The sequence below is a fragment of the Streptomyces sp. MS06 genome (assembly GCF_047200655.1).
Lineage (GTDB): Bacteria > Actinomycetota > Actinomycetes > Streptomycetales > Streptomycetaceae > Streptomyces.
Map to the genome: position 1 here is coordinate 54,500 of NZ_JBJZOJ010000042.1, position 10,740 is coordinate 65,239.

The 10,740-nt window shown below is 73.2% G+C and carries 11 protein-coding genes and 1 pseudogene; 6 read left to right on the forward strand and 6 right to left on the reverse strand.

Going from position 1 to position 10,740, the window contains the following annotated elements:
* Positions 1 to 25: 25 nt before the first annotated feature.
* Positions 26 to 796, reverse strand: a complete 771-nt coding sequence (locus ACL02U_RS22105; protein ID WP_412792616.1) for a DeoR/GlpR family DNA-binding transcription regulator — start codon at positions 794 to 796, stop codon at positions 26 to 28.
* Positions 797 to 1,056: 260 nt separating this feature from the next.
* Positions 1,057 to 1,866: an NAD-dependent epimerase/dehydratase family protein gene (locus tag ACL02U_RS22110; protein WP_412792617.1), complete on the reverse strand. Its 810-nt coding sequence runs from the start codon at positions 1,864 to 1,866 to the stop codon at positions 1,057 to 1,059.
* 394 nt (positions 1,867 to 2,260) lie between these two features.
* On the opposite strand from ACL02U_RS22110, the pseudogene ACL02U_RS22115 reads away from it, so the two are divergent.
* Positions 2,261 to 2,440 (forward strand): annotated as a pseudogene (locus tag ACL02U_RS22115) (hypothetical protein); the annotation flags it as partial.
* 320 nt (positions 2,441 to 2,760) lie between these two features.
* Positions 2,761 to 3,558 (forward strand): HAD family acid phosphatase, encoded by a 798-nt coding sequence (locus tag ACL02U_RS22120; protein WP_412792618.1) that lies wholly within the window; start codon positions 2,761 to 2,763, stop codon positions 3,556 to 3,558.
* 177 nt (positions 3,559 to 3,735) lie between these two features.
* Here the strand turns inward: ACL02U_RS22120 and ACL02U_RS22125 are convergent, their stop codons facing one another.
* Both ACL02U_RS22125 and ACL02U_RS22130 read right to left on the reverse strand, forming a co-directional pair.
* Entirely contained in the window at positions 3,736 to 4,203 is a 468-nt protein-coding gene (locus ACL02U_RS22125; RefSeq protein ID WP_412792619.1) for a GNAT family N-acetyltransferase, read from the reverse strand.
* 3 nt (positions 4,204 to 4,206) lie between these two features.
* Positions 4,207 to 4,980: an IclR family transcriptional regulator gene (locus tag ACL02U_RS22130; protein WP_412792620.1), complete on the reverse strand. Its 774-nt coding sequence runs from the start codon at positions 4,978 to 4,980 to the stop codon at positions 4,207 to 4,209.
* A gap of 163 nt (positions 4,981 to 5,143) precedes the next feature.
* Here ACL02U_RS22130 and ACL02U_RS22135 point away from each other — a divergent pair, with 163 nt between their 5' ends.
* From ACL02U_RS22135 to ACL02U_RS22150, 4 genes are all read left to right on the forward strand, one after another.
* On the forward strand, positions 5,144 to 6,685 hold the full coding sequence (locus ACL02U_RS22135; RefSeq protein WP_412792621.1) for an aldehyde dehydrogenase (NADP(+)): 1,542 nt from the start codon (positions 5,144 to 5,146) through the stop codon (positions 6,683 to 6,685).
* A gap of 66 nt (positions 6,686 to 6,751) precedes the next feature.
* The gene (locus ACL02U_RS22140; RefSeq protein WP_412792622.1) at positions 6,752 to 7,261 is read left to right on the forward strand and encodes an N-acetyltransferase family protein; all 510 of its coding nucleotides are present in this window, start codon (positions 6,752 to 6,754) and stop codon (positions 7,259 to 7,261) included.
* Between the two features lie 76 nt (positions 7,262 to 7,337).
* On the forward strand, positions 7,338 to 8,072 hold the full coding sequence (locus tag ACL02U_RS22145) for a DsbA family oxidoreductase (protein ID WP_412792632.1): 735 nt from the start codon (positions 7,338 to 7,340) through the stop codon (positions 8,070 to 8,072).
* A 96-nt stretch (positions 8,073 to 8,168) separates the two neighbouring features.
* Complete coding sequence (locus tag ACL02U_RS22150; RefSeq protein WP_412792623.1) at positions 8,169 to 9,221, forward strand: aminotransferase class V-fold PLP-dependent enzyme; 1,053 nt, start codon at positions 8,169 to 8,171, stop codon at positions 9,219 to 9,221.
* A 144-nt stretch (positions 9,222 to 9,365) separates the two neighbouring features.
* On the opposite strand, the gene thpD is transcribed toward ACL02U_RS22150, so the two are convergent.
* Complete coding sequence (gene thpD, locus ACL02U_RS22155; protein WP_412792624.1) at positions 9,366 to 10,256, reverse strand: ectoine hydroxylase; 891 nt, start codon at positions 10,254 to 10,256, stop codon at positions 9,366 to 9,368.
* Positions 10,257 to 10,263: 7 nt separating this feature from the next.
* Positions 10,264 to 10,668: an ectoine synthase gene (locus ACL02U_RS22160; RefSeq protein WP_412792633.1), complete on the reverse strand. Its 405-nt coding sequence runs from the start codon at positions 10,666 to 10,668 to the stop codon at positions 10,264 to 10,266.
* Positions 10,669 to 10,740: the final 72 nt, after the last annotated feature.

Below are 10,740 nucleotides of genomic sequence, written 5' to 3' on the forward strand. Positions count from 1 at the left end.
GTGCTGGACGGCGGGGCGGGCCGCGTCAGACGCGGAGGACCTGGGGGCCCAGCAGGGAGTAGCGGTGGGCCTCGGCGGTGGGCAGCAGCGTGCTGGTGACGATCGTCTCCAGGGCGCTCACCTCGGCGAACCGGCAGAAGGTGACCGCCCCGAACTTGGTGTGGACCCCCGCGAACACCGTCCTGCGGGCGGAGCGGACCGCCTGCGTCTTGACGTCGCTCACGGCGGGATCGGGCGTGGTGAGGCCGTGTTCGCGGGAGATGCCGTTGGCGCCGATGTAGGCGAGGTCGATGACGAACCCGGCCAGCATTCTCGTCGTCCAGTGGTCGACGGTGGCCAGGGTGCCGGGCCGGACCCGGCCGCCCAGCAGCAGGACGGAGACGTTCTCGGCCTCGGCGAGGGCGCCCGCGACCGGCAGGGAGGCGGTGACCACGGTCAGCGGCCGTACGGTGGGCAGCGCCTCGGCGATGAGCTGGGGGGTGAAGCCCTCGTCGACGAAGACCGTCTCGGCGTCTCCGAGCAGCTCGGCCGCGGCGCTCGCGATCCGGCGCTTCTCGGGGACGTGACTGGTGGCCCGGAAGGCGAGCGTCGTCTCGAAGCCGGCGCTCTCCACGGGATAGGCGCCGCCATGGGTGCGGCGCACCAGGCCGTGGTCCTCCAGGGCCCGCAGGTCCCGGCGGACGGTCTCCTTCGCCACGCCCAGTTCGGCGGCGAGCGCGGTCACGTCGACCGAGCCGGCGGCGCGGGCGGATCGCACGATCTCCCGCTGGCGCTCCTCGGCCGATCTCACCACCATGGCTGAACACCTCCCTCCGGTTGCTGCCCGTTCGGGCCCGGTTCGGCCCATGGGGGAAGTTCTACAGCGGGGGCGGGGGACTGACCAGGTCTGTTGCAGGCTCTATGGTGCCCGAATCGGCCCGTTCGCCCCGGTGGCTGCCCGCCGCGGACCTGCGCGGCTGCGGTCCGTGAGGTGGGAGCGGGCAGCGCGGCTGCCCGAATGCGCCGGCGGGCGGGCCCGTTCGGTGCCCGACCGCCCCGGAAAGTGCCGGGATCCGGTCAGTGCGGCCAGATCGGGGGGTCGGTCACGAAGTGCCCGCCGAGGCGGGCGTGCGCCTCGCTCCCCGGGTCCGGCTCGCCCTGCTCGGCGATCAGCTCGGCCGCGTACGGCTCGGAGTCGTCCTGCGGGTCGTAGCCGAGGGCGCGCGCGGGGCCGAGATCCCAGCACAGGCGGGTGTTGGCGGAGGAGCCGTAGACGACGGTGTGTCCGACGCCCTCGGCGGTGAGGGCGGCGTGCAGGAGGCGGGCGCAGTCGGCGGGGCTCAGCCACAGCGAGAGCTGGCGCACGCGGGTCGGCCTCGGGAAGCAGGAGCCGATGCGCACCGACACCGTCTCCAGGCCGTGCTTGTCCCAGTAGAACTGGGCCAGGTCCTCCCCGAAGGCCTTGGACAGGCCGTAGAAGGTGTCCGGTCGGTGCGGGACGGTGACGGGCAGCAGCGGGTCGCCGCCCCGGGGGCGGGGGGTGAAGCCGACCGCGTGGTTGGAGGAGGCGAACACGATCCGGCCGACGCCTTCCGCGCGGGCCGCCTCGTACAGGTGGTAGGTGCCCCGGATGTTCGAGGTGAGGATCTTCTCGAAGGGGGCCTCCAGCGAGATGCCCGCCAGGTGGATGACCGCGTCGACACCGCGGACCGCCTCGCGCAGGGCGCCCGGGTCGGCGAGGTCGGCGGTGAGCGCGTCCGGTGCGCCCTCGACCGGGCGCACGTCGAGCAGGCGCAGGTCGTAGCCGTGGCCGGGGAGCAGCTCCCGCATCAGCGTGCCGAGTCCGCCTGCCGCGCCGGTGAGGAGGACGGTGCGGGGAGCGGGCATCCAGGCCTCCTGGAGTCACGGCCGGTCGCATCGGTGGACGGCATTCATGAACATGGACACGCTAGAGACAGCCGTCCGGACGGTCAAGGGACGCGCCGGGTGTGCCCCGGGGGTTCGGTGTCCGGGAGGGGAGCGGTTGACCGGCGCAGACCGCCCTCCTCGGCGGGCGGGTTCAGTGATGTGAGCGACGGTCACATGGGGAGTCGAAGGGTGTTCCTCGACCTCCGGCGGACACGCGCTCCCGGAGGAGGACCGGTGGCCGCGGCCGGAGGAGGACCCGTGGGGACGTCGGTGTTCGTCTACCCCTGGGACGTCAACGGCGACCCGAGGCGCCCGCGCGCACCGCCGTCCTCGGCGCGACGCAGGCGACCCCGGCCGCCGCCCACCACTCCACCAGGGCCGCGCGGGGGTCGTCCTCGCGGCCAACCTCACGATCGTCTCCGGCATGGGCAGCAGCCCCGGCGCCCTCGCGGCGGACGCGGCCCGGGCGCGCGACCGGGGGGCGACCGAACTGCGCCTCCACCGCGCCGGTTTGGCGTCGGACGGCGACCTGGCGGCAGTACGGGCCGCGCTGAACGGGGGCCGAGCCGACTCCGCGCCCCGGCACCCGCGCACGCCCCGGCCCGCCCGGCCCGCTCCGGCAACCCGCCCGACGCGTACGGCGCGTACGACGCGTACGACGCGAAGGCCCCGCCCGTACCCGCGAGGACGCTCCGCGGCGGACCCGGACCGCCCTCCGGGGGACGGGGAACGGCGGATGGCCGGCCGGTGACGGCCGCCGGCCGGACGGGCGAAGTCCGTATCGATCTCATAACGGGGCTCGCGCGCCGGTTGTGATGCGCGTAGACAATGCGTGACCTGGTGACTCAACCACCCATCACAATCGGAGAATTCATGCGGAAGTCCCTCAGAGCGGCCGCAGTGGCCGCCGCCTGCGCCGTCGCCGGCGCCGGCCTCTACGGTGCCGGTGCCGCCACGGCCCACCAGTCGACGGCCAACTCCACCCACGAGCCGTACAACATCGGGCTCCTGGTCAAGGACATCGACGCCTACTACGGCACCGCCCTCGACGACGACGGCGTCTACCAGGCGTCCGCGCACAGCCGCTACGCGCGGGACCTGTCGCGGCTCGACGCCGACGCCAAGCGGTACATCGACAAGGCGGCCCGCAAGGCGCACCACCGCGGCGAGAAGCCGGCCGTCGTCTTCGACATCGACGACACCCTGCTGCTCAGCCTCGACTACGAGAAGCGGTACCACTACACGTACAACCCGTCCACCTGGGCGGACTACGTGAACCGGGCAGACCGTCCGGCGGTCTTCGGCAGCCCGGAGCTCGTGCGCTACGCCGAGTCCAAGGGCGTCGAGGTCTTCTACAACTCGGGCCTGAGCGAGGCGCAGCGGGCCGCGGCCGTCGAGAACCTGAAGAAGGTCGGCGCCGACGTCAACCTCGACCCCGGCCACATGTTCCTCAAGGACAAGGCCAACCCGCCGGCCTACCTGAGCGACTGCGCCACCCCGGCCGCCTGGACGTGCAGCACCGTGGAGTACAAGTCCGGCACCCGGAAGCACATCGAGAAGGACCTCGGGTACGAGATCGTCGCCAACTTCGGCGACCAGTTCTCCGACCTGGAAGGCGGCCACGCCGACCGGACGTACAAGATCCCGAACCCGACGTACTTCGTCGGCTGAGGCCTCGCACGACCCGCCTCCGCGGCCGGCGCACGCACAGCGGGTGCCGGCCGCGGAGCCGCCCGGCCGCCGCCGGGCGGCGGCGGCCGCGTCCGCTGCCCGGCTGCCGCCGGCCCCCGGGCAGCCCGGCCCGCGATCCGCCCGACCCGTGTGCCGGGCGCGGGCCCCCGAGGTCACTCAGGGCAGGGCCAGCACGAACTCGTCGATCTCCTCGCCGCGCGCCTGCGCGAACCCGCTGGCCCGCGCCGTCGTGCGGAAACCGCACCTGTGCAGCACGCGTAGCGAGCCCGCGTTGTCGGCCGCGGCCCTCGCGTACAGCGGGCGTTCGGGCACCAGGAGGAGCAGGGCGCGCAGTGCCGCCGTGGCCACGCCCCGGCCCCAGTACGCCCGGTCCACCCAGTAGGTGACCTCGCGCTCGCCCGGTTCGCCGTACACCGCGGTGCTGCCCACCACGTCCCCGTCCAGCAGGATGGTGCGCAGCACGTCGGAGGAGGCGCGGATTCTTCGCCAGTGGGCGTCGAAGGCGTCGCGGTCGGCCGGGTCCTTCGGGGTGAAGGCGGCCATGTGCAGTGCCTCGGGATCGTTCATCTGCCGGAAGAAGACCGGCAGATCGCTGTCGTGGACCTCGCGGAGTACGACCGTCATGGATCAGAGCCTACGGGTGGCGAGGGTCAGCCGGTCGCGTGCGTCGAACAGCGCGTCCTTCACCGTCTGCTCGTGGGCGGGCGTCAGCCGCGCCACCGGCACCGAGCAGCTGATCGCGTCCCGTGCGGGGGTGCGGTACGGGATCGCCACCCCGAAGCAGCGCAGGCCGACGGTGTTCTCCTCGCGGTCGACGGCGAAGCCCTGCGCACGGACCCGGTGCAGCTCCTCGATGAGTTCCTCCCGGTCCGTGACGGTGTGCTCGGTCAGCGCGGGCAGCGTCTCCGGGAGGAGCGCCCGGACCTGCTCGTCGCTGTGGGTCGCCAGGATGGCCTTGCCGAGCGAGGTGGAGTGCGCGGGCAGGCGGCGGCCGACCCGGGTGAACGGCCGCAGGTAGTGCTGGGACTGGCGGGTGGCCAGATAGACGACGTTGGTGCCGTCCAGCCGCGCCAGGTGGATGGTCTCGGTCGTGTCGTCCGAGAGCCGGTCCAGGGTGGGACGGGCCGCCGCGACCACCTCGTCGCCGTCGATGTAGGAGGTGCCGACCAGCAGCGCCCGGACACCGATGCCGTACCGGGTGCCGGTCGCGTCCGTCTCGACCCAGCCGAGCTCGACCAGGGTGCGCAGCAGCATGTACAGGCTGGACTTGGGGTAGCCGACGGCCTCCTGGACGGAGGCCAGGGAGTGCATTCCCGGGCGCCCGGCGAAGTACTCCAGCAGCTCCACGGTCCGCACCGCGGACTTGACCTGCGCGCCACCGCCCGCCTCGCCTGCCGACATCGCCCTTGACCCCTTCGTTCGACGAGAAGCTGGAGTTATAGTCTCCGACAGTTGTTCATCATCAGAGACGTTGTTCAGTATATCGAACGTCCTGGTGGGGTGAAGGAAGAACTGCGGCATCGAATGCGGCAGCAACGCGGCAACACATCTGGAGGGACCCGCGGTGGCAGCAGCACCAGTCTGGAGTGTCGACCCCCGTACCGGAAAGCAGCGCGAGCAGGTTGCGGTGGAGGCCACAGCCCAGGAGGTGGACGCCGTCGTGCGCGCCGCGCACGCGGCGCGCGGCGCCCTCGCCGACCGCAGGCTCCGGGCGGCCTTCCTGCGTACCGCCGCCGCCCGCCTGGACGAGGCGGGCAAACGGCTCGTCGAGGCCGCGGACGCCGAGACCGCTCTCGGCACGCCCCGGCTCACCGGGGAACTCGCCCGGACCTGCTACCAGTTGCGGGCCTTCGCGGACATCGTCGACGAGGGCGCCTTCCTCGACGTGGTGATCGACCACCCCGACGACACCGCCACCCCTCCGGTCCCGGACCTGCGCCGCCACAAGGTGCCGCTCGGAGTCGTGGCCGTCTACTCGGCGTCCAACTTCCCCTTCGCCTTCTCCGTTCCGGGCGGGGACACCGCGAGCGCGCTGGCCGCCGGCTGCCCGGTCGTGGTGAAGGCCCACCCCGACCACCCCGCCCTGTCCGAGCAGGTCGCCGGGGTGCTGCGGGCGGCCGCGGTCGAGCACGGCATCCCCGTGGGCGTGCTCGGCCTGGTGCACGGATTCGACGCCGGCGTCGAACTGATCAGGCACCCGCGGATCGCCGCCGCCGGCTTCACCGGCTCCGTGCGGGGCGGCCGCGCCCTGTTCGACGCGGCGGCCGCCCGCGAGGTCCCCATCCCGTTCCACGGCGAGCTGGGCTCACTGAACCCGGTCCTCGTCACCGAGGCCGCCGCGGTCGAGCGCGGGGAGGCCATCGGCGCCGGGCTCGCCGGATCGATGACCCTCGGCACGGGCCAGTTCTGCGTCAAGCCGGGACTGGTGCTGGTGCCCGCCGGAGCGGCGGGCGACGCGCTGGTCAAGTCGCTGGCCGACGCCGTGGGCGGTACCGGCCCCGGCGTCCTGCTGGACCACCGCATGCGCGACAACTTCGTCGCCGGTGCCGCCGAACGCGCCCGACTGCCCGAGGTGGACGCCCCGGTGGCCCCGGGCGCGGACGGCGAGCACACGGTCAGCGCCGGGTTCCTCACCGTCCCGGCGGGCCGGCTCGTCCGCGGGGGCGAGCACGACCTGCTGCTGGAGGAGTGCTTCGGACCGGTGACGGTCATCGCCCGCTACCGCGACGACACCGAGGCCGGCGCGGTACTGGCGCGGCTGCCCGGCAACCTCACCGCCACGGTGCACCTGTCCGCGGAGGAGGCCGCGGGCCGGGGACGCGGCGCGCAACTCCTCGCCGAGCTCACTCCGCTGGCCGGCCGGGTCCTGGTGAACGGCTGGCCGACGGGCGTCGCCGTGGCGCCCGCCCAGCACCACGGCGGCCCCTACCCGGCCACCACCTCCACCTCCACCTCGGTCGGCGGCACGGCCGTCGAACGCTGGCTCCGCCCGGTCGTCTACCAGCAGACCCCCGAGGCCCTGCTGCCCCCCGAACTGCGCGACGACAACCCGCTCGATTTGCCCCGCCGCTTCAACGGCCGCCTGGAGCCCGGGAGCAAGCAGTAGCAGGTGCACGGCCCTCCGGCGGCGCGGGCCGGAACCGCGGGGACCGGGCGCCACGTCCTTCCCCGCATGCTCACCCACCCCTCCACCGGCCCGGGCCCCGTCGTGATCCGGACCGCCGTGCCCGCCGAGACGCGGACCGTCGCGGCTCTGCACGCGCGCGCCCGGGCCACCTACTACCCCGACGGCCTCCCCGACGACGGCACCGACTGGTCCGCCGCCTGGCGGTCGGCCATCGAGAGGACCGACGGCCAGGTGCTGTGCGCGGTCCGCCGCGGCCGCGTCCTCGGCCTCGCCTCGTTCCGCACCCCCGAGGGGGCTGCCGCGGACACGGTCAAGCTGTTCCAGTTCCACGTCGACCCCGACCACTGGCGCACCGGCGTCGGCACCGCACTGCACGCGGCCTGCGCGGAGGAGTGGCGGGTGGGCGGCAGGCGGACGGCGCTGCTCGAGGTGCACGTGGACAACGCCCGCGCCCAGGCCTTCTACGCCCGCCGGGGCTGGCTGCCGGACCCGGAGCGGCCCCCGGCCGACGGGGACCACCACCTGAGCCTCCGGTTCGCGCTGCCGCAGGAATGAACCGGACTCCTTGAACGTTCACCCACTCCGGCGGAGGGAGCCTCCGTACCCCTACGGCCTGGAGCGATCCGTGACCCTGCGCGTCGAGATCTGGAGCGACATCGCCTGCCCCTGGTGCTACGTGGGCAAGGCCCGCTTCGAAAGGGGACTGGCCGCCTTTCCGCACCGCGCCGAGGTGGAGGTCGTGCACCGCTCCTACCAGCTGGACCCGGACCGCGCCAAGGGCGACACGGAGCCGGTGACCGCGATGCTCACCCGCAAGTACGGGATGAGCGAGGCGCGGGCCGAGGCCGGCGAGGACGCCCTCGGGGAGCAGGCCGCCGCCGAGGGCCTCGCGTACCGCACCCGGGGCCGCGACCACGGCAGCACCTTCGACATGCACCGCCTGCTGCACTTCGCCGGGGCCCACGGCCGCCGGGCCGAACTGCTGGACGTGCTGTACCGGGCCAACTTCGCCGAGGAGCGTTCCGTGTTCGGCGACGACGAGCGGCTGGTGGAACTGGCCGCCGAGGCCGGGCTGGACGCCGACGCGGCCCGCGCGGTGCTCGCCGACCCCTCCGCGCACGCCGCCGCGGTGCACGCGGACGCGCGCGAGGCCGCACTGCTCGGTGCCACCGGGGTGCCCTTCTTCGTCCTGGACCGCACGTACGGTGTGTCCGGCGCCCAGCCCGCCGAGGTCTTCACCCGCGCCCTCGACCAGGCGTGGGGCGGGCGCTCCCCCCTCGTCACGCCCGTCGGCGCGGACGGGGACGGGCAGGAGGCGGGGCAACAGTGCGGCCCGGGCGGGTGCGAGGTACCGCGGGAAGGGTGAAACCGCAGGTGGGCGCGGACGTATAAGGCCTGCTGAGAGAAGCTCCGCAGAAATTCGCCGTGGACGGGGCGGTGCGGGCCCCGCACAGTGGGGGGCATGGAGACCTTCGACAGCCTCGTCCGTGCCGAGTTCAGCCCGAGGAACACCTACCTGAACACCGCGAGCAGCGGCCTGCTGCCCGCCCGCACCGCCGCCGCCCTGCGGGAGGCGGCGGCGCTCCGCGTGGAGGGGCGTCCCCTCGACCCGCTGTTCGAGGACGTCGAGCTGGCCCGGGCCGCGTACGCCCGGCTCGCCGGGGTTCCGGCGGACCGGGTCGCGGCCGGCGCCTCCGTCGCGAGCCAGACCGGGCTGGTCGCCGCCTCGCTGCCGGCGGGCGCCGAAGTGCTCACGGCCGAGGGCGACTTCACCTCCGTGGTGAACCCGTTCCACATCCGCGGCGATCTGAAGGTGCGCGCCGTGCCGCTGGAGCGGCTCGCCGAATCGGTGCGGCCCGGCACCGCGCTCGTCGCGGTCAGCGCCGCCCAGTCCGCGGACGGCCGGATCGCCGACCTGGCCGCCCTGAGCGAGGCCGCCCGCGCCCATGACGCGCGTACCTACGTCGACTTCTCGCAGTCCGCGGGCTGGCTGCCGATGGACGCCGGCGCCCACGACTTCACCGTGGCGATCACGTTCAAGTGGCTGCTCGGCCCGCACGGGGCGGCCTTCCTCACCGTCCCGGAGGACTTCGGCGGGCTGTCCCCGCTGCTCGCGGGCTGGGTGGCGGCCGAGGAACCGTGGAACAGCTGCTACGGTCCGGTGGCCGAACTGGCCCGCTCGGCCCGGCGGTTCGACATCAGCCCCGCCCTGTTCACCTACACCGGCGTGCGCCACTCCCTGGCGCTGATCGAGGAACTGGGCGTGGCCGCCGTGCACGCCCACGACCTGGCGCTGGCCGACCGGTTCCGGGAGGGGCTCGCGTCGCTCGGCCACGTCCCGCTGCCCGCTCCCGGTTCGGCGATCGTCTCGGTGCCCGGGCTGGGAGGCCTGCTGCCGGAGATGAGCCGGGCCGGTGTCCAGGTGTCCGCCCGCGCGGGGAATCTCCGGGCCTCGTTCCACCTCTACAACACGGCCGAGGACGTGGACCGGCTGCTGGACGTGCTGGCCGGCTGACGTGCCACCGCCGTCCGCCCGGTGACCGCGCGTCGGGCGGAGGCGTCCGGCGCCCCGGCCTGCTGCTGTCCGGGCATGTCCGGACAGCAGCAGGCCGGGGCCTCCCGTCCCACGAGAAGGCCCCGGCCGGTCAGCCGGTGCGGCTCACTTCACCGGGGTGAAGTCCCGCGCGCCGATGAACTCGGGCCGCCGCACGGGTGCGGCGAACGGCTCCACCGCGGCGTTCTCCACGCTGTTGAACACGATGAAGACGTTGCTGCGCGGGTACGGCGTGATGTTGTCGCCGGAGCCGTGCATGCAGTTGCAGTCGAACCAGGTCGCCGAACCGGCCTTGCCGGTGAACAGGCGGATGCCGTGCTCGCTCGCCATGGTGGTCAGCGCCTCGTCCGAGGGCGTGCCCGCGTCCTGCATCTGCAGCGACTGCTTGTAGTTGTCCTTCGGCGTGGCGCCCGCGCAGCCGAGGAACGTCCTGTGCGACCCCGGCATGATCATGAGGCCGCCGTTGGTGGCGAAGTTCTCGGTCAGCGCGATCGAGACGGACACCGTCCGCATGTTCGGCAGACCGTCCTCCGCGTGCCAGGTCTCGAAGTCGGAGTGCCAGTAGAAACCGCTGGCGCCGAATCCGGGCTTGACGTTGATGCGGGACTGGTGGACGTAGACGTCCGAGCCCAGGATCTGCCGGGCGCGCCCGACGACCCGCTCGTCGCGCACCAGCCTGGCGAAGACCTCGCTGATCTTGTGCACTTCGAAGACGGAGCGGATCTCCTTGGACTTCGGCTCCACGATCGAGCGCTCGTCGGCCTGGATGGCCGGGTCGGCGACGAGCCGCTCCAGCTCCTGCCGGTAGACGGTCACCTCGTCGTCGGTGATCAGCTGGTCGATGGCGAGGAAGCCGTCGCGCTCGAAGCCCTGGAGTTCGGTGGCCGCGATCGGGCCGGGCGTGTCGGGGGAGCCCCAGACGACGGGGTCCTTGCGCGGGACGGTCACCTCGGTGGTGCCACGGCTCGGGTACAGATCAGTGACGTTCGCAGTCACGGGTGTGTCACACCTCCTCGGGCTCGGTGAGCAGCGGGTAGACGCCGTTCTCGTCGTGGTCCTCCCGGCCGGTCACGGGCGGGTTGAACACGCAGATGCAGCGGAAGTCCTCCTTGACCCGGAGCGTGTGCCGCTCGTGGCCGTTCAGGAGGTACATGGTGCCTGGGGTGATCGTGTGGACCTCCCCGGTCTCGCGGTCGGTGAGCTCCGCCTCGCCCTCGACGCAGACGACGGCCTCGATGTGGTTCGCGTACCACATCGACGTCTCGGTACCGGCGTAAAGGATCGTCTCGTGCAGCGAGAAGCCGACCCGCTCCTTGGCGAGCACGATCCTTTTGCTCTCCCAGGTTCCGGACGCGGACTTCACATGCCGGTCGGTTCCCTCGATGTCCTTGAACGAACGGACGATCACGGTGGTGCGATGCCTCCTCGAATCGTGGGTGTGTCGGGGGGTGTGCGGTGGTGCGTCGGGGGTCAGGCCGTC